This window comes from Streptomyces bungoensis, assembly GCF_001514215.1.
GTDB classification, from domain to species: Bacteria; Actinomycetota; Actinomycetes; order Streptomycetales; family Streptomycetaceae; genus Streptomyces; species Streptomyces bungoensis.
Window position 1 is genome coordinate 35818 of record NZ_KQ948875.1, and the last position, 25745, is coordinate 61562.

Sequence of the window (25745 nt, forward strand, 5' to 3'; positions counted from 1 at the left end):
CCCTTGGCCCCTCGCGCGTTCCGCCCGGACCGCAGTCGTCGCGGCGGCCGTCGCCGACGTGGCGCGGGTGTGGGACCTCCGCGCTCGCGGCGGCTCCCTCCGCCTGTCGCAGATCTACGTCCACGTGGTCGCGGGACCGGGGGCACGACCCCGCCGCCGCTGATCGTGGCGGGAGAGGTCCTCGTACTTCTGGCCGCCGCCCCGGCCGTGATGGTGATCCAGCGCATCACCGCACGGCAGGCCGCCGCGCCGGGCCCCGGTGTCCCGGGGCCCGCGCCCGCCGCCCTGCCGCACGGCTCCTGACCTCCGCGGGTCAGCCGATGTGGTAGGGGTCGCCGTACACCTTCCAGTCCAGCGGGGTGTTCAGGTCGAGGTTGCCCTTGCGCAGGAAGACCCGCTGCTCGGTGTCGACCCGGCTGGTGTCGCTGTGGGCCTCCTCCTGCTTCATGGCCCACACCCGGGCGTCGAGGAAGGCGTTCAGGTACGCCGTCTCGTCGCCGCCCTGCGCCGGCGGCCTGGCGCTGCGCAGGGCGCGCTTGCGGATGCTGGAGAAGCTGGTGGGGTCACCGCCGTCGCCGTGCATGACGATCGCGTCGTAGTAGCAGAACTGGCCGAGGGCGTGCAGGCCGTCCGACCTGCCGCGGGAGACGGCGGGGTCGAAGTAGACGCGGTCGCGTTCGTCGTTCTGGCACTGCTGGAAGACGGTGTCCTGCGCGGCCTTGCGCCAGTCCTTGGGGAAGTTCGGGTCGAGGCCCTGGTGCGAGTCGGTGCCGTCGACGTCGCGCAGGGCGGGCAGGTACCTGGCGAGGACGTTGCCGGGCTTGCGGTCGGCGTAGAGCTGGACGAGGTCCAGCATGTCGCCGGTGCCGGAGCAGAAGCCGATGATGCCGGCGGTGTAGCCGCGCCCGTCGCCGATGTCCTCGATGTACTTGTACTGGGCCTTCCAGTCGAGGGAGGAGTTCTCCGCACTGGAGACCAGTCGCATGGCGATCTCCTTCTTCGCCGGGTCGTCGAGGCCCGGTGCGGCCGCCGACGCGGCGGCGGGGCGCTGAACGCCGAGCAGGGCGCCGGAGGCGACGGCGCCGAGCACGGCGACGACGGTCCGGCGGGAGGGGCGGGCGGAGGCTGTCGTCTCACTGTCCGGGTGCACCACAGGGACTCCAAAGAGGGGTGGGGGGTGGTGAGTTGAGCCGTACTGCACTGGTAGTAAAGTTTCCTATCAGAGCCACGGGAGGGCGGGCACCCGCCCCGCGCGAAGTTCGTAGGATCCGACAGTGCCCGATTCAGAAACCGGGCAGCTCAATCCCATAGGAGGCATCGGTTGGACTTACGGATCATGCGGGCGCAGGGTGGACGAGCCGCCGCACACCGGCGGTTCCCCCCTACGGCACCACCCGGAGACGACCCGATGACCCATGTCGCGGACCCCGCCCGCTACGACGGCACCATGCGCTACCGGCGCACCGGCCGGTCCGGACTGGACCTCCCGGTCCTGTCCCTCGGCTACTGGCACAACTTCGGCGACGACCGCCCCTTCGAGACCCAGCGCGAGATCGCGCTGCGCGCCTTCGACCTCGGGATCACCCACCACGACCTGGCCAACAACTACGGCCCGCCGTACGGCGCCGCGGAGCAGAACTTCGGGCGGCTGCTGCGGCGGGACCTGGCGCCGTACCGGGACGAGCTGATCGTCTCCACCAAGGCGGGGTGGGACATGTGGCCGGGGCCGTACGGGCAGGGCGGCGGCTCCCGCAAGTACCTGCTGGCCTCGCTGGACCAGTCGCTGCGCCGCACGGGCCTGGACTACGTGGACATCTTCTACTCGCACCGGCTGGACGCGAGCACGCCCCTGGAGGAGACGATGGGCGCCCTCGACACCGCCGTCCGCCAGGGCAAGGCCCTCTACGTGGGCATCTCCTCGTACGACGCCGAGCGCACCCGGCAGGCGGCCGCGATCCTGCGCGAGCTGGGCACCCCGCTGCTGATCCACCAGCCGTCGTACAGCATGCTCAACCGCTGGATCGAGACCGACGGCCTGCTGGACACGGCCGAGGAGGAGGGCTTCGGCGTCATCGGGTTCACGGCGCTCGCGCAGGGGCTGCTCACCGGCCGCTACCTCCAGGGCGTGCCGGAGGACTCCCGGGCCGCGCGGGGCACGTCGTTCGACCCGGCCTGGCTGACCGAGGAGATGCGCGGGCGGCTGCGCTCGCTGAACGACATCGCGGCCCGGCGCGGGCAGACCCTGGCCCAGATGGCACTGGCCTGGGCCCTGCGCGACGAGCGGGTCACCTCCCTGGTGATCGGCGCCTCCCGCACCGAGCAGCTGGAGCAGAACGTGGCCGCGCTGGAGAACCTCGACTTCAGCGCCGGGGAGCTGGCCGAGATCGACAGCCACGCCACCGAGGGCGGCGTGGACCTGTGGCGGGAGGCCAGGCTGGGGAACCTGGAGTGATTCCTGGCACTCGGTGACATACGCCATGGACATCTGGCATAAGTCGGACATAATGGAAGCAGTTCGGACCGCGACCCCTGATCTCGCACCCTGGTCTCAAGGAGCCGCTCCCCGTATGGTGTACGGAGCCCCCCGCACACCCTGCCCGCCCCCTCACCCCGATCTCGGCCTGGCCCGCGGCTGCGAGCACTGTCTCGGCTGGGGCACCGTCGTCACCCGCGACGGGGGACACGAACTCTGCTACACCTGCCAGCGCGACCCGGGCGAGGGCGACGGCGCATAGACCGCCCGCCGGGCACCGCGGCGTACGGTGGGGGGTATGGCAGCTCCTCCGCTTCCGGGCCCGCTGGCCCATCTGGCACCGCTGCTCGGTGACTACGGCTACTGGGCCGTGGGAGCCGTGGTGCTGGTGGAGGACTTCGGGGTACCGGCGCCCGGCGAGACCATCCTGATCGCCGCCGGCGTCTACGCCGGGGCGGGGCGGCTGAACATCGCCGCCGTGGCGGGCATCGCCTTCCTCGCGGCAGTGCTCGGGGACAACATCGGCTACCTCATCGGCCGCAGCGGCGGGCGGGCGTCCGTGCACCGCTGGGGCCGGTACGTCCTCCTCACGCCGAAGCGGCTCCACGCGGCCGAGGAGTTCTTCCGGCGGCACGGCGGCAAGGTGGTCACGGCGGCCCGCTTCGTCGAGGGGCTGCGCCAGGCCAACGGGATCATCGCGGGCACCGCCGAGATGCCCTGGCGCCGCTTCCTGGTCTTCAACGCGCTCGGCGCGGCCCTGTGGGTCGGCCTGTGGGCGTCCCTCGCCTACCTCGCGGGGAGTCACATCACCGCGGTCTACGACGAGATCAGACGCTACCAGCTCGCCGCCCTCGTCGGCTTCGGTGTGATCGTCGCCGCCCTGGTGACACGCCACCTCGTCCGGCGGCGGCGCGAACGCTGAGCTCGGGGGCCCGGTCAGGCGCCCGGGGTGAAGTCGTCGAGCGCGTGGGCGAGCCGTCCGACGGACTCGGAGCGGCGCTCCGCCAGGACCGTCCGGCCCGCCTCGGTGATCGACACGATGGAGCGCCGGCCGTCGGTCGCGTCGGGGGCGCGGCCGACCAGTCCGCGCTGTACGAGTCCGGCCAGCGTGGTGGCCATCGCCTGGGGCCTGACCCGCTCCAGCTCGGCCAGCGCGCCGGGCGAGTCCGGTCCCGCCGCGGCCAGCCGGGCCAGGACCGAGACGCCGGAGAGCGTCAGATCTCCGACAGCGTGCGCCTGGCGCAGGCGGCGGACGATCCGGCCCATGGCCAGCCGCAGCGCGGCGGCGAGGGCCGCCGTGTCCTGGTGCTCCGCGTTCTGCCCCGCGCTCTCCGCGCTCTCCCCGTCCATGGTTACTGACCACAGGTTTATCAGTCTGGACTGTTCAATCAAGGGGCGGTGATTTGCCGGGCCCGCTCCGAACGGAATCGGGCCCCGGCCTCGGGACGGGTTTGGGTCGCGGCAGAGGGGCAAACCGACAAGGGACCGCACACCGAACAGACGTGGGGATGTGACGACCCGATGGCTGGCAAGGAAAAGGCGAAGGCCAAGGCAGAGCAGGCCAAGGGCAAGGCCAAGGAGGCCGCCGGCCGCGCGGTGGGCAACGAGCGCATGGAGGCCGAAGGCCGCATGGAGGGCGCGCGCGGCGACGCCCGGCAGGCCAAGGAGAAGGCCAAGGACACCTTCAAGCACTGAGTCGGACACCGCTCGGGGCAGGCCCGGGAGATCCGCCGGAGCGGATCTCCCGGGCCTGCCCGCAGTACGTCCGGGCGGCGTGCCCGTGCCGGGCCGGGGCACTCACCTGGGGCGGGTGCGCAACCGGAGGACTACCCGCGATCGTCCCCTTGACCGGCGGTCCAGTGGGTAGCCGGGAGAGGGACGGCACCGGTTCCCTGGTCACAGGAAGGGCCCCAGATCCCGGAGGAAAAGGGCAACGAGGTATGGACATCCCCCTCAGGACGCACACGATGATGCGGACCCGGCCCACGCCCCAGCGCTACAGCCGCACCTGGGACGCCGGCTCGTCCTGCATCGCCGATGCGAGAGACGCCGTCCAGGCCCTGCTGTCGCGGGCCCGGCCCGCCCCGCACCGGCGGGCGGTCCAGGATGCCCAGCTCGTCGTCAGTGAACTCGTCACCAACGCCGTCCGGCACGCTCCCGGCCCCTGCGGGCTCCGGCTGGAGCTGTCGCCCGACTCCACGGCGCTGCACGTCTCCGTCACGGACACCTCTCCCGAGCGGCCCCGGCAGCGCCCACCCGACCCGTGCCGGGTGGGCGGCCACGGGCTGCATCTGGTGAGCCTGCTCACCGGCGGGTTCGAGGTCACCCCGCTGGCGCACGGCAAGCGCGTCACCGCCACCGTCGCCCTCACCGGCGCGTGACAGGTGTGAACCTGCGGGGGTGGCCGCTCAGCCGAGAGTCACCTCGGAGCGGCGGCGACGCCCGCCCCGTCCGACCCGCCCCGCCCGGCCCCGTCCGCCCGCCCGGCTCAGGTGAGCCGGATGCCCACGATGCAGGTGTCGTCGTCGGTGTCCGACCTGCTGTAGGTGAGCAGCCGGTCCAGGTGCTGGTGCAGACTGCCGGGCGCCGAGCGGGCCGTGGACAGCAGGTGGGAGAGGGACTCCTCCACGGAGCGGTCACGGCGCTCGATCAGGCCGTCGGTGTACATCAGCAGGGTGTCCCCGGCCGCCAGCTGCACCTCGGTCTCCTCGTACACCGCCTCCGGCACGGCGCCCAGCAGCAGCCCCTTGAGCCTCGGCAGCGCGCTGGCCTCGGAGTCCCGGACGAGGACCGGCGGGAGATGCCCCGCCCGGGCCCAGCGCAGGGTGCGCCGCTCCCCGTCGTACAGCCCGCACACGGCGGTCGCGGTGACGGCGCCGGTCAGGTGGTGGGCGACGATGTTCAGCCAGGACAGCAGCTGCGCCGGACCGGCGCCGGTCACCGCGAGGCCGCGCAGCGCGTTGCGCAGGACGACCATGCTGGTCGCCGCCTCGATGCCGTGTCCGGCGACGTCCCCGACGCACAGCAGCACCAGTCCGGAGGGCAGCACGACGGCGTCGTACCAGTCGCCGCCCACCAGGTGCTCGGTCTCGGCGGGCCGGTAGCGCACCGCCACCTGGAGGTCCGGGATCTGCAGCGGCGTCTGCTCGGGGGGCATGATGGCGTGCTGGAGCTGCAGGGCCAGGCGGTTGCGCTCGTCGGCCTGCTGCTCGGTGTGGGCGAGCTGGTCGCGGGTGGCGGCGAGGGCGACCTCGGTCCAGTGCTGGGCGGAGATGTCCTGGTAGGCCCCGCGTACGACGAACGTCTGGCCGTCGGTGTCGAGGACGGGTTCGGCCACCACCCGCATGTGCCGGGTCACCCCGTCCGGCCGCATCAGCCGGAAGGCGGCGGACGCCGGGCGCCGGCGGTGCAGCAGCGTGCGCAGGAACCGGCCGATGGCGACGGCGTCGTCCGGATGGGCGTGGGCGGCCAGGTTCTCCAGCGGGACCGGGGTGCTGGTGGGCGGACGGCCGTAGAGGCCGAACAACTGGCTGTTCCAGGTGATCTCGCCGGTCAGCAGGTTCTCCTCGAAGCCGCCGATGCGGCCGAGGCGCTGGGCGTTCTGGAGCAGGCTGGCCAGGCGCGCGGTCTCGTCCTCGATGCGCCAGATCAGCAGCACGCTGGAGCCGTGCCGGCTGATGCTGATGTCGGCGACGGTCGTCAGCGGCACCTCGTCGACCAGGGCGGTGAGCCGCATGCGGTGGGCGCGGAACGGCTCGCCGGTGGCGTAGACGCGCTCGACCCGCTGGAACAGCTCGCTGGTTCCGGCGGCCATGGGGTAGGCCTCCAGCAGCAGGGCGCCGCTGACGACGGCCCGCGAGCGGCCCGCCGGGTCGAGGAAGCGGCTGTTGACGTGCTGGATGCGGAAGTCGGCCAGCCGGCCGGTGTCGTCGAGGTGCGGCACCAGCACCAGGGCCGGGTCGTGCAGCCCGTCGGCGAGGTCCATCAGCTCCACGGCGTCGGGCAGCACCCGGGGTTCGTGCCCGGTGCCGGCCGGCGGGGTGTGGGCCTCCAGGGTGTGGGCGCACAGCTCGGCGAGCGCCTCCACCTGGCGGACCACCTGCGGTGGCTGCGGGCCCTCGGGCTTGGGCCAGGCGATCTCCAGGACGCCGTGGATCCGGCCGCCGACACCGGCGGGTAGGGCGACCCGGGCGCCGTCGGCGAACTCCCGGCGGCCGATGGTGGGCAGCCCGGACTCGGCCAGGGAGGGCAGCCACTGCCCGTCGGGGTCGGTGAGGCCGCGCCGGGCCACCGTGGCCACGTCCGGCGGGACGTAGCGCCAGCGGGCGGACTCGGCCGGCGTGAACCCTGCGCTGCCCGCGAGGGTCAGCGAGCCGTCGGAGCCCGCGGCCCAGATGGCCACGGCGCACGCCCCGAGGGGGCTCAGGGCGTGCTGGAGGAGGGAGTCGGCCACCGCCTGGGTGTCGTCGGCGGCGAGCACACCGCTCTCGGCGGCGCGCAGCCGCACGGCGGCGGACTCCTCGACCGGCTCCTGGCTCCGTGCGGTGGCGGCCAGGAAGGCGCCGGCCACCTCCGAGACGCGGTCCCGGGCGGCCTGGTTGATGACCTCGACCGCGAACTCCAGCGGGGTCACCCGGGCCTGCTCGGCCAGCTCGCCGAGCTGCCGTGCGGCCTGCGCGGGGCCGCAGCCCAGGCGCTCCACCAGGATGCCCTTGGCCAGCTCGACCAGGGCCCGTCCCTCGGCCTCCGCCTGCGCCTCCCGTACCTCCTTGCGCAGCCGCTCGACGGTGGCGGCGAGCCGCCCCACGGGCGAGGTGGCCGGCACCTTGGGCAGGTCCACCCCACCCAGTTCCAGCTCCGCCAGCTCCAGCTCCAGCTCCCCCGGCTCCAGCTCTCCCCCAGGGGCCCCGGAGTACTCGGCGGGCAGGCCCGGCCCGGCCTCGGAGGGGCTCGGCCCGGACGCCGGTTCGGCGCCGGCCGGATCGGTGCCGGGGACGTCCGGACCGGCGGGAACGCCGGTCCCGGGCCGCTCGGCGGTCGCGGTGGCCCCGGCGGGCTCCACGACCCCGGCGGGCCCGGGCATGGCGGGCTCGTCGGGCGCCGCGGCGCCGGACGGCCCGGGCGGCCGGTTCGCGCCGGCCTGGTCAGGGTCCGGGACGGCGGGGTCTGAAGGCGGATCGTAGGCGTTCACCGGGTACCTGTTCCTCGGCTGCGTCGGCCTGGGCTCGTTCCGGACTGCGGGCTCGTCCTCATGCGGGCAGCCAGCGCCGGACGCACGCGATGAGGTCGTGCGTGTCCACCGGCTTCGTCACGTAGTCGCTGGCTCCCGAGGCGAGGCTCTTCTCCCGGTCGCCCTGCATCGCCTTGGCGGTCACGGCGATGACCGGCAGGTCGGCGTACTGCGGCATGCTGCGGATCTCCGCGGTGGCCGCGTAGCCGTCCATCTCGGGCATCATCACGTCCATCAGGACGAGTTGCACGTCCGGATTGTTCACCAGCGTCTCGATGCCCTTGCGGCCGTTCTCCGCGTGCAGCACCCGGAAGCCGTGCAGTTCGAGGATGCCGCTGAGCGCGAACAGGTTGCGCGCGTCGTCGTCGACGACGAGGACGGTACGGCCGCGGTTGCGGTCGTCGACCTGGTGCACCGCCGTCACCTGCGGTTCGTCGCCGCGGACCAGCGTGAGCACCTCGCCGGGCTCCTCCGCGGAGACGTGCAGGGCGATCCGCTCGCGCAGCTCGTCCAGGCTGTACAGGTACTCCAGCGAACCCGCGCCGGTGTCCTCGGTGATCGGCTCGGTGCGGTGCGAGCTGTGCACGAGGACGGGCACGCTGGCGAGGGCGGAGTCGCCGCGCAGCGCCTCCAGGAAGCGCGCGGACTCCCCGTCCGGCGCGCCGAGTTCGACGACCACGCAGTGGCACGGCTCGGCGGCCAGCGCACCGGCCGCCTCCTGGGCGCCGACCGCCGTGATGACGTCGACGGGCGTGCCGCCCGTCCCGTCGGGCCGGACCTGCGCGAGGTCCCCGACGACGCTCTCGGCGACGAGCGTGAGCAGTCCGCGCGGCCGCTCCTCGACGACGAGCAGGCGGCGCGGGCGCTGCCGTCTGGCGGTGGCCGGCGGCGCGCTCTCGGTCAGTTCCCGACCGTTCGCGGTGCCCGCCCGGGACAGCTCGGGCGGCTTCGGCGCGGCCTGCAGCAGCTGCTCGAAGTCGGCCCGGGCGGCGGGCAGGAAGAGCGTGAACGTGCTGCCCTTGCCGGGCGTGCTCTCCACGGTGACGGCGCCGCCGAGCAGGTGGGCGATCTCCCGGGTGATGGACAGGCCGAGACCGGTGCCGCCGTACTTGCGGCTGGTGGTGCCGTCGGCCTGCTGGAAGGCGCCGAAGACGGTCTCCCGCTGCTGTTCGGGGATGCCGATGCCGGTGTCCACCACGCGGAACGCGACCACGGCACCGCCGCGCACGACGCCCTCGGGCACCTCCTCGTCCGGCGCGGGCTCGATGCGCAGTTCCACCCGGCCCTGCTCGGTGAACTTCACCGCGTTGGACAGCAGGTTGCGCAGGATCTGGCGGAGCCGGGTGTCGTCGGTGAGCAGGTCGGCGGGCGCGCCGGGGGCGGTGGTGATGGCGAAGTCCAGGCTCTTCTGCGACGTCATCGGCCGGAAGGTGGCCTCGACGTACTCGATGAGCTGCCGGAGCGGGACGCGCTCGGGGCTGACGTCCATCTTCCCCGCCTCGACCTTGGACAGGTCGAGGATGTCGTTGATCAGCTGCAGCAGGTCCGAGCCGGCGGAGTGGATGATGCCGGCGTACTCGACCTGCTTCGGCGTGAGGTTGCGCGAGGGGTTCTGCGCCAGCAGCTGGGCGAGGATGAGCAGGCTGTTGAGCGGGGTGCGCAGCTCGTGGCTCATGTTCGCGAGGAACTCGGACTTGTACCGGGAGGCCAGCGACAACTGCTGGGCGCGGGCCTCGAGCTCCTGGCGGGCCTGCTCGATCTGCAGGTTCTTCGCCTCGATGTCCCGGTTCTGATCGGCCAGCAGGGAGGCCTTGTCCTCCAGTTCGGCGTTGGACTGCTGCAGTTCCTCCTGGCGGGCCTGCAACTCGGCCGAACGGGAGCGCAGTTCGCTGGTGAGGCGCTGGGACTCCTCCAGCAGCTCGTCGGTGCGGGCGTTGGCGACGATCGTGTTGACGTTGACGCCGATGGTGTCCACCAGCTGCTGGAGGAAGTCGCGCTGGATCTGGGTGAAGGAGGTGACGGCGGCGAGCTCGATGACGCCGAGGACCTGCTCCTCGAAGACGATGGGCAGGAGCAGCAGGGCGGTGGGCTCGACCTGCCCCAGCCCGGAGGAGATGGTGACGTAGCCGGGCGGCAGCTCGTCCACGGCGATCGTACGGCGGCTGCGCGCGGCCTGGCCGACCAGGGACCGGCCGAACGGGATCCGGGCGGGCCGGTTGTCCTCCTCCGGCCTGCCGTAGGAGCCGACGAGCCGCAGCTCGGGGCCGTCCTCGCCCTCCTCGGCGAGGTAGAAGGCGCCGTACTGGGCGGAGACCTGGGGCACCAGCTCGTCCATGATCAGCTCCGCGACGACGGGCAGGTCGCGGTGGCCCTGCATGAGGGCGGAGATGCGGGCGAGGTTGGTCTTGAGCCAGTCCTGCTCCTGGTTGGCCAGGGTGGTCTCGCGCAGGGACTCCACCATGGAGTTGATGTTGTCCTTGAGGTCGGCGACCTCGCCGGAGGCGTCGACGGTGATCGACCGGGTCAGGTCGCCCTCGGCGACGGCGCTGGCGACGTCGGCGATGGCACGCACCTGCCGGGTTAGGTTGCCGGCGAGTTCGTTGACGTTCTCGGTGAGGCGCTTCCAGGTGCCGGAGACGCCCTCGACCTCGGCCTGTCCGCCGAGCCGGCCCTCGGTGCCGACCTCGCGGGCGACGCGGGTCACCTCGTCGGCGAACGCCGAGAGCTGGTCCACCATCGTGTTGATGGTCGTCTTCAGTTCGAGGATCTCACCGCGGGCGTCGACGTCGATCTTCTTCGACAGGTCGCCCTTGGCCACCGCGGTGGTCACCAGCGCGATGTTGCGCACCTGGCCGGTGAGGTTGTTGGCCATGGAGTTGACGTTGTCGGTGAGGTCCTTCCAGGTCCCGGCCACGTTGGGCACGTGGGCCTGTCCGCCGAGCCGGCCCTCGGTGCCGACCTCGCGGGCGACGCGGGTCACCTCGTCGGCGAACGCGGAAAGCGTGTCGACCATGGTGTTGATGACGTCGGCCAGCGCGGCGACCTCGCCCTTGGCCTCGACGGTGATCTTCTGCGACAGGTCACCCTTGGCGACGGCCGTGGCCACCTGGGCGATGGAGCGGACCTGCCCGGTGAGGTTGGAGGCCATCACGTTGACGTTGTCGGTGAGGTCCTTCCAGGTGCCGGAGACACCGCGGACGGTGGCCTGGCCGCCGAGGTTGCCGGCGGTGCCGACCTCGCGGGCCACGCGGGTCACCTCGTCGGCGAACGCGGAGAGCTGGTCGACCATCGTGTTGATGGTGTTCTTCAGCTCCAGGATCTCGCCGCGCGCGTCGACCGTGATCTTCTGCGACAGGTCGCCCTGCGCGACCGCCGTGGCCACCTGGGCGACGTTGCGGACCTGGGCGGTCAGGTTCCCGGCCATGAAGTTGACCGAGTCCGTCAGGTCCCGCCAGGTGCCCTTGACCCCCTTGACGTCCGCCTGGCCGCCGAGGCGTCCCTCGGTGCCGACCTCGCGGGCCACGCGCGTGACCTCGTCGGCGAACGCGGACAGCTGGTCGACCATCGTGTTGATGGTGCTCTTCAGCTCCAGGATCTCGCCGCGCGCGTCGACCGTGATCTTCTGCGACAGGTCGCCCTGCGCGACCGCGGTCGTCACCTGGGCGACGTTGCGGACCTGGGCGGTCAGGTTCCCGGCCATGAAGTTGACCGAGTCCGTCAGGTCCCGCCAGACGCCGGCGACCCCGGGCACCTGCGCCTGGCCGCCGAGCCGCCCCTCCGTGCCGACCTCGCGGGCCACGCGCGTGACCTCGTCGGCGAACGCGGACAGCTGGTCGACCATCGTGTTGACGGTCTCCTTCAGCTGGAGGATCTCGCCGCGCGCAGGCACGTCGATCTTCTGGGACAGGTCGCCCTTGGCCACGGCGGTGGCCACCTGCGCGATGTCGCGGACCTGGGTGGTGAGGTTGCCCGCCATGGCGTTCACGGAGTCGGTGAGGTCCGCCCACGTGCCGGAGACGCCGGGCACCTCGGCCTGGCCGCCGAGGGTCCCCTCGGTGCCCACCTCGCGGGCGACGCGGGTGACCTCGGAGGTGAACACGGACAGCTGGTCGAGCATGCCGTTGAAGACGGTGGCGATGTCGCCCATCAGGCCGGTGGAGTCGTCGGGCAGACGCCTGCCGAAGTCCCCGTCCCGGACGGCGGTGAGCCCCGCCAGGAGTCGCCTCAGTTCCTGTTCGCCCGGGACCGCGTCGGTCGTCCCGGTCGCCTTGCCGGCCATGCGCACCCTCGTTCCGCTCCCCAAGAGCCTTCCGCGCAGAAGACTCGGAACCACTGCCGGGAGCAGGGCTGCGGCCCGGCGACTGGTGGTGCATTTCCGCAGATCACGGATTTGCTCGATGAGAAAAATACGCCGCAGGCTAACCCACTTTCCCAGACCTTCACAAAGCAGCCCGTCCTCCCGAAGGATCGGGAAAACCACAGGTGTGAGCCGTGCGCAGCGGGGTACTCGGATCGTTTTGCCCAGCTCAGGAGGCGCGCAGCGCGGGAGGTCCGCCCCGTCGGCCCAGGCGGAGGCGACGCGCCGGGGGCGCTCGCCGCGGACGGTCACGGCGACGCCCGGGCGACCGCGGCCCCGGCGGGCCGTTTCGGACGAGCGGGTCGAGGGCACTCGTGCCAGGCTCGGGACAGAGCACCGAGCGTGAGGAACCCGGTACGGGGCGGAGGGCTGGCACGCAGTGGCGGTGTCCGACGAGCAGGAGTCGCCCCGGGGCGACGGACGCGGCGAACGGCCGGCGACCGCGCTGGACCGGCGCCTGCCGCGGCCACTCACTCCCCGACGACCTGCGGTCCGGCACCGGTCCGCGCACCTCGCAGGGCATCGTGCTGCCGATCCCGGTCACCGGCACGTACCTGTCGTTCCTCGTCTTCGGCGGCCGGTACCCGGGGCACGAGATCATCCCGCGGCTGTACGTGACGCACGTCCCGCTGGTGCCGGGGCTGCTGCTGACGCTCGTCACCGTGCACCCGTTCTTCGTGACCTACCACGAGCACACCCAGTGGGCGAAGCAGCCCGGCCGCACCACCCGCGACGTCGTCGGCAGGCCGCTGGTCCCGCGGTACATCGACACCGGGAGGTGCGTCGCAGGCGGCCGGCGGGTACGAGGAGGCACGCTGCCGTCGCGTGCGGAGGCACACCGGATCATGGTGCGCGACACGCCGCGGCCGCGCGCCGGCGGCACCGAGGCGTGAACGGGAGAGGCGGCGGGTGGAGTTCGTGAGGGCCGGCCCGGGCGAGGTACCCGGGGCGGCGGACGAGTCGTGAGCGAGGAGGGTGCGGCATGAACCCGGACGACAGGACGGGGGCGGACGGCGCAGCCGTGGGCGGCAACCTGCTCTTCGGTCCGCAACCGGACGTGGCCGGCGCGGCCGGCTATCCGCAGGCGCCGCCGCGGATGGGTTTCTTCACGGACACCTCCGTGTGCATCGGCTGCAAGGCCTGCGAGGTGGCGTGCAAGGAGTGGAACGCCGTCCCGGAGGACGGCCTGGAACTGACCGGCATGTCGTACGACAACACGCAGGGGCTCGGCGCCGACACCTGGCGGCACGTCGCCTTCATCGAGCAGCGCAAGCCGTTGGGTGGGCAGGAGCCCGGGGTGGCGCACGAGGACGTCGACGTGTTCGCCGCCGCGACCCGGCTCGGCACCGACGCCGGCTCGCCCGGCCCGGGCGCCACCGCTCCCCCGCCCGACCGGGCATCCGAGGCGGCCCCGGCCGGGCGGATCTCCCCGCTCGCCCCCGAGGGCCGCACGGAGCTGCGCTGGCTGATGGCCTCCGACGTGTGCAAGCACTGCACCCACGCGGCGTGCCTGGACGTGTGCCCGACGGGGGCGCTGTTCCGTACCGAGTTCGGCACCGTGGTCGTGCAGGAGGACGTCTGCAACGGCTGCGGCTACTGCGTGCCCGCCTGCCCCTACGGCGTCATCGACCAGCGCAAGGACGACGGCCGGGTGTGGAAGTGCACGCTGTGCTACGACCGGCTCGGGGTCGGCATGGAGCCTGCCTGCGCCAAGTCCTGCCCGACCGAGTCGATCCAGTTCGGGCCGCTGGAGGAGCTGCGCGAGCGGGCGCAGGGCAGGGTCGCCCAGCTGCACGCGGCCGGCGTGACCGACGCCCGCCTCTACGGCGAGAGCCCGGACGACGGGGTCGGCGGCGACGGGGCGTTCTTCCTGCTGCTGGACGAGCCCGAGGTCTACGGCCTGCCGCCGGACCCGGTGGTCACCACCCGGGACCTGCCGGACATGTGGCGGCACGCGGCGCTGGCCGCCGTGTCGCTGGCCGCGCTGGCCCTCGGCAGCTTCGTGAGGAGGCCGCGATGAGCGGATCGGACGTCACCCGGGGCGGTGTGCGGGGCGCCCGGCCCGACCGGGAGGCGCTGACGGGCGCCGCGGCGGGGCGCCGCCGGCGCCGGCGCGGCCGGGGCGAGCAGCCGATGGTGCCGGAGGCGGAGTTCTCGTCGTACTACGGCAAGCCGGTCCTGAACAGGCCGACCTGGAAGCCCCTGGACATCGCCGGTTACCTGTACCTCGGCGGGCTGGCCGGGGGGTCCTCGCTGCTGGCGGCCGGGGCCGACCTCACCGGGCGGCCGGTGCTGGCCCGAGCTGCGAAGCTCGGCGCGGCGGGGGCGATCTCGCTGTCGCTGGCCGCGCTCGTGCACGACCTGGGCCGCCCGGCCCGGTTCCTGAACATGCTCCGGGTCTTCAAGCCCACCTCGCCGATGAGCGTCGGTTCGTGGCTGCTCACGGCGTACGCACCGCTGACGATGGCCGCCGCGGCCACCGACGTGGCGCGCCGGTACCGGCTGGTGGGCTCCGCCGCCACGGCGGGCGCGGCCGTCCTGGGGACCGGGGTGGCGACCTACACGGCGGTGCTCGTCGCCGACACCGCGGTGCCGTCGTGGCACGAGGGCTACCGGGAACTGCCGTTCGTGTTCGCGGGATCCGGCGCGTCGGCGGCGGCCGGGCTCGGGCTGCTGGCCGCGCCGGCCGGCCAGGCGGGGCCCGCCCGCCGGATGGCCGTGCTCGGGGCCGCGCTGGAGCTGGGCTCCTTCCAGCTGATGAAGCAGCGCATGGGCCTGTCCGCAGAGCCCTACGAGCAGGGCCGCCCGCACCTGCTGCTGCGGATGTCGGAGGTCCTGACGGCGGGCGGTGCGGCGCTGGCCGTGGTGTCGGGACGGCGGCGCGACCGGTGGCTCGCCGCGGCGGCCGGGACCGCGCTGCTCACCGGGTCGGCCGCGCTGCGGTTCGCGGTGTTCCACGCCGGGGTGGCGTCGGCGGAGGACCCGAAGTACACGGTGGTGCCGCAGCGGGAGCGGCTGACGGAGCGCGGCCGCTGAGCCCGCCGGTGAGGAACTGCGGGACGAGGGCGAGCCGGTCCGTCCGCGTTTGGCCCTGACCGGCAGGGGTACCGGTCCGCACGCCACGGTCACCAGATGCCGTGGCCGAGCCGCCGCGCGAGAATCGGGACACCGAGCGGGAGGAGCACGTCGTGGGCGTACGCACCTGGATCGGCTCGTGGCCGGTCTACCGCCAGCTCACCGGGACCGACCCGCTGGGCCGGGGAGCCGCCGCCAAGAGCGGGCCCACCGCACGGCTCGAACCCCGGGTGGCCCGCGCCGACCGGGTGGTGAAGTCGGTGTGCCCGTACTGCGCGGTGGGCTGCGGACAGAACGTGTACGTGCAGGACGGCAAGGTCACCCAGATCGAGGGCGACCCGGACTCGCCGATCTCCCGCGGCCGGCTGTGCCCCAAGGGCGCGGCGAGCCTGCAGCTGACCACCGGCGGCGCCCGTGAGCACCAGGTGCTCTACCGGCGGCCGCACGGCACCGAGTGGGAGCGGCTGGACCTGGACACGGCGATGGACATGATCGCCGACCGGGTGATCGCGGCCCGCCGGGACGGCTGGGAGTGGGAGGCCGACCAGGTCCGCACCCGGCGCACCCTCGGCATCGCGAGCCTCGGCGGGGCCACGCTCGACAACGAAGAGAACTACCTGATCAAGAAGTTGTTCACCGCCATGGGAGCGATCCAGATCGAGAACCAGGCGCGTGTTTGACACTCCTCCACCGTTCCCAGTCTGGGAACCTCGTTCGGACGCGGCGGCGCGACCACCTTCCAGCAGGACCTGCAGAACGCCGACTGCATCGTCATCCAGGGCTCGAACATGGCCGAGTGCCATCCGGTCGGGTTCCAGTGGGTGATGGAGGCCAAGGCGCGCGGGGCCAAGGTGGTCCACGTCGATCCGCGGTTCACCCGCACCAGCGCGCTCGCGGACGTGCACGTGCCGCTGCGCGCGGGCTCGGACATCGCGTTCCTCGGCGGGATCATCAACTACGTGCTGCGGGAGGAGAAGTACTTCCGCGACTACGTGCTGGCGTACAGCAACGCGCCGGTGATCCTGCGGGAGGACTTCCGGGACACCGAGGACCTGGACGGCGTCTTCTCCGGCCTGGACACCGACAGCCGCTCCTACGACAACAGCACCTGGCAGTACGAGGGCACCGAGGTGCAGGCCGCCTCGGGCCAGCGTGACGCGGAGTACGACCAGCGCACCGGCGGCGGCAGATCGGTGACCGAGGCGGCCCGCGGTGAGGCGCACGGCTCCGGCGGTGCGGTGATCGGGGAGGGCGAGCCGGAACGGGACGAGACGCTCACCCATCCGCGCTGTGTGCTGCAGGTCCTCAAGCGGCACTACGCCCGGTACACGCCGGAGCTGGTCGAGCAGATCTGCGGGGTGCCGCAGGACCTGTTCCGGCAGGTGTGCGAGCTGGTCACGGAGAACTCCGGCCGCGACCGGACGACGGCCTTCGCCTACGCGGTCGGCTGGACCCAGCACACGGTCGGCGTGCAGTACATCCGCGCGGCCGCCGTCCTGCAGACGCTGCTCGGCAACATCGGCCGGCCCGGCGGCGGCATCCTGGCGCTGCGCGGGCACGCCTCCATCCAGGGCTCGACGGACATCCCGACCCTGTTCAACCTGCTGCCGGGCTACATCCCGATGCCGCACGCGCACCAGAAGCAGGACCTGGACGCGTTCGTGGAGGCCGAGGCGGCCCACAAGGGCTACTGGGGCAACATGCGCGCGTACCTGGTGAGCCTGCTCAAGGCCTACTGGGGTGACGCGGCGACCGCCGAGAACGACTACTGCTTCGACTACCTGCCGCGGCTCACCGGCTCGCACTCGACGTACGAGACGACGATGGCCCAGCTGGAGGGCACCTGCAAGGGCTACTTCCTGGTCGGGGAGAACCCGGCCGTGGGCAACGCCAACTCCAAGCTGATGCGCCTGGGCATGGCCAACCTGGACTGGCTGGTCGTGCGGGACTTCTCCCTCATCGAGTCGGCGACCTGGTGGAAGGACGGCCCGGAGATCGAGACCGGCGAGCTGCGCACCGAGGACATCGGCACCGAGGTGTTCTTCCTGCCGGCCGCCGCGCACACCGAGAAGGACGGCAGCTTCACCAACACCCAGCGGCTGCTGCAGTGGCACCACCAGGCCGTGGAGCCGCCCGGCGAGGCGCGCAGCGACCTGTGGTTCGCCTACCACCTCGGGCGGCTGATCCGGCGGAAGCTCGCCGGGTCCACCGACGAGATGGACCGTCCGCTGCTCGACCTCACCTGGGACTACCCGGTGAAGGGCACGATCGCGGAGCCGGACGCGGAGGCGGTGCTGGCGGAGATCAACGGCCACGACGCGGAGGGCCGGCCGCTGTCCTCGTACGAACAGCTCAAGGACGACGGCTCCACGGCCTGCGGCTGCTGGATCTACTGCGGGGTCCACGCCGACGGCGTCAACCAGGCGGCCCGCCGCAAGCCCGGCGGGGAGCAGGACTGGGTGGCGGCCGAGTGGGCGTGGGCCTGGCCGGCCAACCGGCGCATCCTGTACAACCGCGCCTCGGCGGACCCCGACGGCAGACCGTGGAGCGAGCGCAAGGCGCTGGTGTGGTGGGACGCGGAGCGGGGGCAGTGGACCGGGCACGACGTGCCGGACTTCAAGAAGGACAAGGCCCCCGACCACCGGCCGCCGCAGGACGCGACGGGGCCGGAGGCCCTGTCGGGCACGGACGCGTTCGTCATGCAGGCCGACGGCAAGGCCTGGCTGTACGTCCCGTCCGGGCTGACCGACGGTCCCCTGCCGACGCACTACGAGCCGCAGGACTCGCCGTTCCCGAACCTGCTGTACCGGCAACAGCGCAATCCGGTACGGCAGTTGATGCCCACGGTCCCGAACAACCGGTACCAGCCGAGCGCCGGTGAGCCCGGTTCGGAGGTGTTCCCGTTCGTGGCCACCACCTACCGGCTCACCGAGCACCACACGGCGGGCGGCATGTCCCGCTGGCAGCCGTACCTGGCGGAGCTGCAGCCGGAGTTCTTCTGCGAGGTGTCCCCGGAGCTGGCCGCCGAGCGGGGCCTGGAGCACACCGGCTGGGCGACGATCGTCAGCGCCCGGGGCGTGGTGGAGGCGCGGGTGCTGGTGACGGACCGGATGGCGCCGCTGACCGTGCAGGGGCGCAGGCTGCACCAGGTGGGGCTGCCCTACCACTGGGGTCCCAACGGCTACAGCACCGGGGACGCGGCCAACGAGCTGCTGCACCTGTCCCTGGATCCCAACACGCACATCCAGGAGTCGAAGGCGTTCGCCGTCGACATCCGCCCGGGGCGGCGGCCGCGGGGCCCGGCGTCGGTGGAGCTGGTGCGTGCCTACCGGATCCGGGCGGGCATCGACGACAAGACCGGTACGGAGCAGTGACGGGAGCCGGGGAGGGGCCCGCGTGGGCCCCTCCCCGGCTCCCGTGCCGCGCGAGCGGCCGGGTGTCGTCTACCTGAGCACGATCGAGTGGGCTCCGCGGGGCACCAGTTCCCCCACCACCGGCGCTCCGGGGACCTCTCCGGCCACCAGCAGCCCGCCGGACGTCTGCGCGTCGGCCAGCAGCAGCCGGGTGTCCGCGTCCGTGCCGCCGAAGTCGGTGAACGGCGCGACCCACTCCAGGTTGCGCCGGGTGCCGCCGCTGACGTAGCCGTCCCGCACGGCCTCCCGGGCGCCGTCCAGGCAGGGCACCGCGGCGGTGTCGAGCACGGCCGTGACGCCGGAGGCGCGGGCGAGCTTGTGCAGATGGCCGAGGAGGCCGAAGCCGGTGACGTCGGTCGCGCAGGTGGCGCCGGCGGCGAGCGCGGCGGCGGACGCGTCCCGGTTCAGGGCGGTCATGGTGGCGACGGCCTGCTCGAACCGCTCCCCCGTCGCCTTGTGACGGTTGTTCAGCACGCCCAGACCGAGTGGCTTGGTCAGCGACAGCGGCAGCCCGGCCCGGCCCGTGTCGTTGCGCAGCAGCCGTGCGGGGTCGGCGACCCCGGTGACGGCCATGCCGTACTTGGGTTCCGGGTCGTCGACGCTGTGGCCGCCGCCGACGTGGCAGCCCGCCTCGGTGGCGATGTCGAGGCCGCCACGCAGCACCTCGCGGGCCAGTTCGAAGGGCAGCCGGTCGCGGGGCCAGGCGAGCAGGTTGACGGCGAGCACGGGCCGGCCGCCCATCGCGTACACGTCGGAGAGCGCGTTGGCGGCGGCGATGCGCCCCCAGTCGTACGGGTCGTCGACGACGGGGGTGAAGAAGTCGGCGGTGGCGACGAGGGCCAGGTCCTGCCCGGACAGGGTGACGACGGCCGCGTCGTCGCCGGTCGCGAGGCCCACCAGCAGCGAGGTGTCGCCCCCGGTCAGCGGCGCGCCGAGGCCGCTGACCACCTCCTCCAGCTCACCGGGCGGGATCTTGCAGGCGCAGCCGCCGCCGTGGGCGAACTGCGTGAGGCGGACGGACGCTTGGCGGGTCGGTGTCATACGTGTCTCCCGGGGCACTAGCCTGAGCGAGCGGTGGAGGCGTGTGGGTGCCTGGTGGCCCTCCCGGTCTTCAAAACCGAGGTGTCCGAGGATCTCGGGCAGGCGGGTTCGATTCCCGTCCGCCTCCGCTCCGGGACCGGGTCCGGCAACGCCGGTGCTGGTCGTCGACGCGTTCCGTGTACCCGTGCGCGTCCAGGTACTCCAGCAGCGGCACGGCCACCCTCCGGGTGGTGTCCAGGGCCCGCCGGGCCTCGCTGAGCGTGAACGGCTGCGGCAGCCCGCGCAGGACGGCGGCCGCCTCCGTGTCCGCGCCGGGCAGCAGGACGATCCCTTCGGCGACGCGCAGCAGGGCTCCCGCGGACACCGCGGCGGCCAGCGTCTTGCGGGTGAGCCCGAGCCCGGCCAGCCGGTCGGCCTCGGGCGCGCGGAACGGCGTACGGGCCAGGTCCCGGCGTACGGCGTCCACGGCGGCCCGCACCGGCGGGGGCAGGGCGGGCCGCAGCGCGCCGGCGGGGTACAGCCGGCCCTCGCGGCCGGTGATGCCCGGCGTGTTCCGGGCGAGGGCGTCCACGAGGGCCCGGTCGGGCAGGTCCAGCAGGCGGCGGGCGGCCTCGGCGGGCAGGCCGGGTTCCAGCGGGTGCGCGCGGGCGTGCCGGGCGGTCTCGGCTGCCAGCCGGTCGCGCAGCGCCGTCCAGTGCGCCGGATCGGCCAGCCAGTCCCCGGCGACCGGCTCGGCCGGGGGCGCGACGCCCATCGCGATCAGGTCGGCGCGGCGGACGAGGGCGCGGCGGCGCAGCTCGGCGGCGCCGTCGGGCAGGCCGGTCATCCCGGCGAGCTCGGCGGCGCGGGCCCGGCCGGCGCCGCGCCGGGTGAGCCGGGGCGGCCGCACGTCGAGGACGGTGACCGCGCAGGGCGTCCGGGTGCCGCCCGGTTCGCGCAGCACGGCGCGGTCGCCGACGCGCAGCGGCAGCGGCCGGACCAGGGTGAGCCGGGCGGTGTCCTCGCCCAGCGGGCGGACGGTGACGGGGACGGCGGCGGTGCCGATGTGCAGGGTGACCGAGCGGGGCAGGTCGGCGACCGGTTCGCCGGTGACGCGGGCGTCGACGACGCTCGTGTGCAGCCAGCGGTCCGGGGTCAGCAGCACCTGCCCGCGGCCGAGGCCGCCGTCGCCCGGTCCGTGCACGTTGACGGCCACCCGGGCCACCGCTCCGGCCTCTCTCCTGTCCTCGTGCAGGCTCTGCAGCCCGCGCACCCGGAGCACGGCCGTCCCGTCCCCGGTGGCCAGCCGGTCGCCGACGCGCAGGGTGCCCGCGCCGAGGGTGCCGGTCACCACGGTGCCGTGGCCGCGCACGGTGAAGGCGCGGTCGAGCCACAGCCGTACGTCGGCACCGGGGTCGGGCACGGGCAGCTGTGCGGCGGTCCGGGCGAGTTCGGTGCGCAGTTCGTCGAGGCCGGCGCCGGTGACCGCGCTCACCGCGACGGCGGGCACCTTGCCGAGGGAGGTGGCGGCGATCCGCTCGACGGCGTCGGCGCGTACGGGTTCGGGGTCGGCGAGGTCGCTGCGGGTGACGGCGAGGACGGCGTGCCGGACGCCGAGCGCGTCGAGGATCGCCAGGTGCTCCTGCGACTGGGGCTGCCAACCCTGGTCGGCGGCGACCACGAACAGCACGGCGGGCACCGGCCCGACGCCGGCCAGCATGGTCGCGACGAACCGCTCGTGGCCGGGTACGTCCACGAAGGCCGTCGGCTCCCCGTCCGGGCCGCCGATCCGGGTCCACACGAAGCCCAGGTCGAGGGTCAGGCCCCGGCGGCGCTCCTCCTCGTACCGGTCGGGTTCCATGCCGGTGAGCGCCCGGACGAGGGTCGACTTGCCGTGGTCCACGTGGCCGGCGGTGGCGAGTACCCGCATGTCTCACCTCCCCGCGGCCGGGCGGGCCGCTCGCACGGCGTCGGCCAGCCAGGTGTCGTCCTCGGGCGGCACGGCCCGCAGGTCCAGCAGGCAGCGCCCCGCCTCGAGGCGGCCGACCACGGGGACCGGGCCGGTGCGCAGGGCGGCGGCGTACGGCTCGGGCAGGGAGACCGCCGCGCTGTCGAGGGTGACGCCGGGCGCCCCTCCCCCGCCGACCGTGGCGGCGCTCTCGACCGCCCGCGCGTCGATGCCGTCGCCGCTCAGGGCGGTGGCGAGCCGATCGGCCCGGTGCCGCAGGGCCGCCGGATCGGCGGTGAGGGCGGTGGCGGTCGGGGCGGGCGGCCCGGTGAGCGTGGCCTCCAGGGCGGCCAGGGTCAGCTTGTCGACGCGCAGGGCGCGGGCGAGCGGGTGCCGGGCCAGCTCGCGGACCAGGTCCTCGCGGCCCAGCAGGAGCCCGCACTGGGGTCCGCCGAGCAGCTTGTCGCCGCTCGCGGTGACCAGGGCGGCACCGGCGCGCAGCGCGGTGTCGGCGTCGGGTTCCTCGGGCAGCCCCGGGTGCGGGGCGAGCAGTCCGGAGCCGATGTCGACGACGACCGGGACGCCCAGGGCGGCGAGTTCACCGGTCCCGGCGGCGCGGGTGAAGCCGGTGACGCGGAAGTTGGACGGGTGCACCTTCAGCACGAAGCCGGTGTCGGGGCCGATCGCCGCGGCGTAGTCGGCGGCGCTGGTGCGGTTGGTGGTGCCGACCTCGCGGAGCCGGGCGCCGGTGGAGACGAGGAGGTCGGGCAGGCGGAAGCCGTCGCCGATCTCCACCATCTCACCGCGGCTGATGACGATCTCCTTGCCGGCCGCGAGCGCGGTGGCGGCCAGGATCAGCGCGGCGGCCCCGTTGTTGACGACGTGCACACCGCCGGCCGCGGGCACCCGGTCGGCCAGGGCGGCCAGGGCGGACCGGCCGCGGCGGGCGCGTACGCCGCTGGCCAGGTCGAGTTCCACGTCCGTGGGCCCGGCGGCCGCCGCCACGGCCTGCCGGGCCGCCTCCGACAGCGGGGCCCGGCCGAGGTTGGTGTGCAGCAGGACGCCGGTGGCGTTGATCACCGGGCGCAGTCCGCCGGGCGTGGCGGGCAGCAGGGCCACGGCCGTGTCCGGCACCCGCTCGGGCGGGATGCCGCCCGAGCGGGCCCGGTCCTGCGCCTGCCGGATCGCCGCCTTGACCACGCGCTCCCCCAGCCGGCCGGCCGCCGCCGCCAGCCGCGGGTCGCGCAGCAGCGCGTCGGTACGGGGGATGCGGCGCCGCGCGTCCTGAGCCGGTGGGCCGGGGTTCTCCGGGGGCCGGGCCGCAGGCCGGGTGGCCGGGTTCGTCGTCTCGGCGTCCCGGTCGTCCCGTCCCGGTGCCACCCGCTGTTCCATGCCGCCCCTGTCCCTCCGGACCGACCCAGTGCCCGTGCGGGCATCGCCCATCGTCTCCCAGTGCCCCGGTGCGGCCGTTCGACACGCCGTGACCGGGGAGCCCGGCACGGGCGGTACGTGACGTGGCGCCGTACGAACGCAGGCGGCCGCAGGCTTCGGAATGGCGAGGCGAAGGAGCGGGAACCCGCCGCCCCGCAGCCGGCCGATCACCCCTGCCCCGACCGCCGGGGGCGGGCACCTGGGCCCGACGGCACATCACCGAGGAGCAGGCGACGCCGGGACAGCGGCAATCGTTCCCGGCGGGTGCGGCACGAGGACCGACGAAAGCGCACGCGGCGGCGACCAGCGTGGCGCCGGGCCGCCGCCTGATCGCCCGGCGGGCGGAGCCGGGCCCGGCCCGGCGGGGCCGGCGCGGGCCTGCGGGCGGCACGGGGACGACCCCCTTCGGAGCCGGCCGGGCGGCGACGAGGAATCCGCCGACACCCCGTCACCGGCCGTCGCCGGGCCGGGCACGTTCGTCGGTGTCCGGTGGCGGGCGGGGCGGCGGGGTGTCGCCGGCGGTGAGGTGCTCGAGGACCTCCGCCAGCTCCTTGCACGCCTGTTCGACGGAGCGCCGGGTGTTGCGCTGCTCGGTGATCACGGCGGACAGCAGCAGCGCGGTCAGCGCCATCGCGCCGTTGAACGCCTGGAGCTTGGCCATGATCTCGACCCGGCTCAGCCCGGAGAAGGAGCCGACGCCGTCGGTCGCGGCGACGGTGGCCAGCACGGAGGTCAGCAGCGCGCACAGCGTGCTGCCCGCGAGCTCGAACCGCAGCGCGGCCCAGATGATCAGCGGATAGACGAGGAAGAGCAGGCTGATCGAGCTGTAGGCGGCCAGCGGCACCACTGCGCAGGCCACGAGCGCCAGCGCGGTGGCCTCCTTCCAGCGGGCCGGTGACGGCGGCCACCGCATCCGGTGCAGCAACAGCAGCAGGGGCGTGACGAGCAGGACGCCCATCGCGTCCCCCACCCACCAGGCCAGCCAGACCGGCCAGAACCGGCCGACGGCCAGCTTGTTCATCAGGATCGACAGGCCGACGCCCACCGTGGCGCTGATCAGCATGGCGGTGAACGCGCCGAGGAACACCAGGGCGAGTCCGTCGCGCAGCCGGGTCAGCTCGATGCGGAAGCGGGCCCGGCGCAGCAGCAGCACGGCGCACACGGGCGCCGCCGTCTGGCCCAGGACGGTGATGACCACGTCGGGGCCGGGATCGGGGGTCACGGCCAGCACGATGAAGAAGGCCCCGAGCGCGATGCCGGGCCAGCAGCCCATCCCGAGGAGCAGCAGAGCGGCGACGGCGACCCCGGTCGGCGGCCAGATGGGGCTGACCACGGCGTCCTCGACGATCAGCCGGCGCAGGAGTCCCAGCCGTCCCGCCGCGTAGTAGCAGGCGGCGACGGCGACCACCTGGGCGGCGTAGCCGCCCGGACGGCGCAGATCCTTCAAACCCACCACAGCAGCCATCTCACACCGGCGGGCCGCCGTCGGCCAGGCGAGGGGAGCCCCGTCCGGCCCTAAGGCTGAACACCGGCCTGGTCGAGTCCGGGGACGCACGGCGCGTCCAGCCCCACGACGAGGACCGCGGCGTCGTCCTCGTGCCCGACGCTCTCGGCCCCCTTGATCACGGCCCCGGCCAGTGCCTGCGCCTTCAGGCCGGCGACGGCGGCGATGGCCGCGAGCCGCACCACCTGGTCGAGGCCCTCCTCGATGTCCAGCGACGGACCCTCGACGACGCCGTCGGTGAGCAGGACGAAGACGCCGCCCGTGCCCAGCCGGTGCCGGGTCACCGGGTACCGCGTGCCGCTGTCGATGCCGAGCGGCGGGCCTCCCTCGTCGTCCGCGACGCCGGCCCTGCCGTCCGCCGTGGCCCACACGAAGGGGATGTGCCCGGCCCGGGCGCTCTCCAGCACGCCCGTGACCGGGTCCAGCCGCATGAAGGTGCAGGTGGCGAAGAGCTCGCTGTTCAGGGAGAGCAGCAGCTCGTTGGTCCGGGCGAGGAGCTCGCCCGGGTCGCCGGTGACCGAGGCCAGGGCGCGCAGCCCGGCGCGGACCTGCCCCATGTAGGCCGCGGCCTCGATGTTGTGGCCCTGGACGTCGCCGATGGACAGCCCGATGCGCCCGTCGGGGAGGGTGAAGGCGTCGTACCAGTCGCCGCCCACGTTGAGTCCGTAGGTGGCGGGTGTGTACTGCACCGCCAGGCGCAGGCCGGGGGCGGCGGGCAGGTCCCGCGGGAGCATGCCCCGCTGCAGCGCGATGGCCAGCTCGACCCGGGTGCGCTGCTGTTCGGCGCGCTCGCGTGCCTGGGCGGTGAGCGATCCGAGTCTGGCCAGCAGCTCGTCGCCTTCGTCCGTGGAGCGCTTGCGGGGCATCGGTCACTTCCGACTGGACGGCAGTCCTGTGCGGCAAACGTCTAGATTTTATCCTCATATGAGGATTCGCCCCCGGCGAGCAGCCGTCCGCGATGGCAGGAGGTCAGCGGACGTCCGAGTCGATGCCGGTGATCACCGCGGGTCCCAGAGGTGCCGTCCGCTCGTCCAGCCCGGCGTCGTGCAGGGCGGAGTCCGCGAGGCGGCGGGCCTCCTCCTCGGCGTGCGGGCCGGTGTCCGCCTCGACGGTCAGGCGGAGGGTGAACGTGTTGTCCTCGTTGACGTTGAGCACGTCCAGGTCCTCGGTGCTGCCCATCCGGGTGGTGTGCGGGTCGGCGGGCCGCAGTGCCCGGCTCAGTCGCGCTCGGGTGTCGGGCCCGGCCCCCGCGGTGAAGGTACCGGGGACGGTGATGACGTAGGTCGTCATGACG

19 protein-coding genes, 1 tRNA gene and 1 pseudogene are annotated in these 25745 nt (G+C 73.8%); 11 read left to right on the top strand and 10 right to left on the bottom strand.

Annotated elements, in window-relative coordinates; translation table 11 throughout:
- The first annotated feature begins 165 nt into the window (after positions 1-165).
- The gene (locus AQJ66_RS39155; protein WP_159052679.1) at positions 166-303 is read left to right on the top strand and encodes a hypothetical protein; all 138 of its coding nucleotides are present in this window, start codon (positions 166-168) and stop codon (positions 301-303) included.
- A 10-nt stretch (positions 304-313) separates the two neighbouring features.
- On the opposite strand, the gene AQJ66_RS33180 is transcribed toward AQJ66_RS39155, so the two are convergent.
- Positions 314-1153: a chitosanase gene (locus AQJ66_RS33180; protein WP_061929421.1), complete on the bottom strand. Its 840-nt coding sequence runs from the start codon at positions 1151-1153 to the stop codon at positions 314-316.
- Positions 1154-1408: 255 nt separating this feature from the next.
- Here AQJ66_RS33180 and mgrA point away from each other — a divergent pair, with 255 nt between their 5' ends.
- The 3 genes from mgrA (at position 1409) to AQJ66_RS33190 (ending at position 3395) form a co-directional block, all read left to right on the top strand.
- Positions 1409-2452: an L-glyceraldehyde 3-phosphate reductase gene (gene mgrA / locus AQJ66_RS33185; RefSeq protein ID WP_061929424.1), complete on the top strand. Its 1044-nt coding sequence runs from the start codon at positions 1409-1411 to the stop codon at positions 2450-2452.
- A gap of 115 nt (positions 2453-2567) precedes the next feature.
- On the top strand, positions 2568-2735 hold the full coding sequence (locus tag AQJ66_RS39580; protein WP_167359208.1) for a hypothetical protein: 168 nt from the start codon (positions 2568-2570) through the stop codon (positions 2733-2735).
- A gap of 36 nt (positions 2736-2771) precedes the next feature.
- Complete coding sequence (locus tag AQJ66_RS33190) at positions 2772-3395, top strand: DedA family protein (protein ID WP_061929427.1); 624 nt, start codon at positions 2772-2774, stop codon at positions 3393-3395.
- 14 nt (positions 3396-3409) lie between these two features.
- Here the strand turns inward: AQJ66_RS33190 and AQJ66_RS33195 are convergent, their stop codons facing one another.
- Positions 3410-3823, bottom strand: coding sequence for a MarR family winged helix-turn-helix transcriptional regulator (locus AQJ66_RS33195; protein WP_061929430.1), 414 nt, complete (start codon positions 3821-3823; stop codon positions 3410-3412).
- A gap of 171 nt (positions 3824-3994) precedes the next feature.
- On the opposite strand from AQJ66_RS33195, the gene AQJ66_RS37965 reads away from it, so the two are divergent.
- Both AQJ66_RS37965 and AQJ66_RS33200 read left to right on the top strand, forming a co-directional pair.
- The gene (locus AQJ66_RS37965) at positions 3995-4168 is read left to right on the top strand and encodes a CsbD family protein (protein ID WP_079060563.1); all 174 of its coding nucleotides are present in this window, start codon (positions 3995-3997) and stop codon (positions 4166-4168) included.
- A 245-nt stretch (positions 4169-4413) separates the two neighbouring features.
- Positions 4414-4854 (top strand): ATP-binding protein, encoded by a 441-nt coding sequence (locus AQJ66_RS33200; protein WP_061929433.1) that lies wholly within the window; start codon positions 4414-4416, stop codon positions 4852-4854.
- A 107-nt stretch (positions 4855-4961) separates the two neighbouring features.
- Here the strand turns inward: AQJ66_RS33200 and AQJ66_RS33205 are convergent, their stop codons facing one another.
- Positions 4962-7556 carry a SpoIIE family protein phosphatase gene (locus tag AQJ66_RS33205; RefSeq protein WP_244163012.1) on the bottom strand — a complete coding sequence of 865 codons (2595 nt, stop codon included), beginning with the start codon at positions 7554-7556 and terminating at the stop codon, positions 4962-4964.
- A gap of 166 nt (positions 7557-7722) precedes the next feature.
- A complete protein-coding gene (locus AQJ66_RS33210; protein WP_061929436.1) occupies positions 7723-11982 on the bottom strand; it encodes a HAMP domain-containing protein in 4260 nt (1419 codons plus the stop codon).
- 392 nt (positions 11983-12374) lie between these two features.
- On the opposite strand from AQJ66_RS33210, the gene AQJ66_RS40890 reads away from it, so the two are divergent.
- The 4 genes from AQJ66_RS40890 to fdh all read left to right on the top strand — a co-directional run bounded on the left by AQJ66_RS40890 (position 12375) and on the right by fdh (position 18509).
- Positions 12375-12953: a cytochrome b N-terminal domain-containing protein gene (locus tag AQJ66_RS40890; protein WP_341849434.1), complete on the top strand. Its 579-nt coding sequence runs from the start codon at positions 12375-12377 to the stop codon at positions 12951-12953.
- A gap of 89 nt (positions 12954-13042) precedes the next feature.
- Positions 13043-14080 carry a 4Fe-4S dicluster domain-containing protein gene (locus AQJ66_RS33220; RefSeq protein ID WP_061929442.1) on the top strand — a complete coding sequence of 346 codons (1038 nt, stop codon included), beginning with the start codon at positions 13043-13045 and terminating at the stop codon, positions 14078-14080.
- Entirely contained in the window at positions 14077-15096 is a 1020-nt protein-coding gene (nrfD, locus tag AQJ66_RS33225; protein WP_208611506.1) for an NrfD/PsrC family molybdoenzyme membrane anchor subunit, read from the top strand. The genes AQJ66_RS33220 and nrfD overlap by 4 nt, the downstream gene beginning before the upstream one ends.
- A 152-nt stretch (positions 15097-15248) precedes the next feature.
- Positions 15249-18509, top strand: a complete 3261-nt coding sequence (gene fdh / locus AQJ66_RS33235; protein ID WP_244163009.1) for a formate dehydrogenase — start codon at positions 15249-15251, stop codon at positions 18507-18509.
- A 69-nt stretch (positions 18510-18578) separates the two neighbouring features.
- On the opposite strand, the gene selD is transcribed toward fdh, so the two are convergent.
- The gene (gene selD / locus AQJ66_RS33240; protein ID WP_061929448.1) at positions 18579-19589 is read right to left on the bottom strand and encodes a selenide, water dikinase SelD; all 1011 of its coding nucleotides are present in this window, start codon (positions 19587-19589) and stop codon (positions 18579-18581) included.
- Between the two features lie 35 nt (positions 19590-19624).
- Between selD and AQJ66_RS39160 the strand changes: the two genes are divergently transcribed.
- Positions 19625-19717 (top strand) — tRNA-Sec (locus AQJ66_RS39160).
- 35 nt (positions 19718-19752) lie between these two features.
- Here AQJ66_RS39160 and AQJ66_RS33245 read toward each other — a convergent pair.
- The 5 genes and pseudogenes from AQJ66_RS33245 to AQJ66_RS33265 form a co-directional block, all read right to left on the bottom strand.
- Positions 19753-21498: pseudogene (locus tag AQJ66_RS33245) on the bottom strand (SelB domain-containing protein); the annotation flags it as partial.
- 3 nt (positions 21499-21501) lie between these two features.
- Positions 21502-22908 (bottom strand): L-seryl-tRNA(Sec) selenium transferase, encoded by a 1407-nt coding sequence (selA, locus tag AQJ66_RS33250; RefSeq protein WP_079060567.1) that lies wholly within the window; start codon positions 22906-22908, stop codon positions 21502-21504.
- A gap of 487 nt (positions 22909-23395) precedes the next feature.
- Positions 23396-24412: an MASE1 domain-containing protein gene (locus AQJ66_RS33255; RefSeq protein WP_107119115.1), complete on the bottom strand. Its 1017-nt coding sequence runs from the start codon at positions 24410-24412 to the stop codon at positions 23396-23398.
- A 50-nt stretch (positions 24413-24462) separates the two neighbouring features.
- Positions 24463-25317, bottom strand: coding sequence for a PP2C family protein-serine/threonine phosphatase (locus tag AQJ66_RS33260; protein ID WP_061929458.1), 855 nt, complete (start codon positions 25315-25317; stop codon positions 24463-24465).
- 103 nt (positions 25318-25420) lie between these two features.
- On the bottom strand, positions 25421-25741 hold the full coding sequence (locus AQJ66_RS33265) for a hypothetical protein (protein ID WP_061929461.1): 321 nt from the start codon (positions 25739-25741) through the stop codon (positions 25421-25423).
- Positions 25742-25745: the final 4 nt, after the last annotated feature.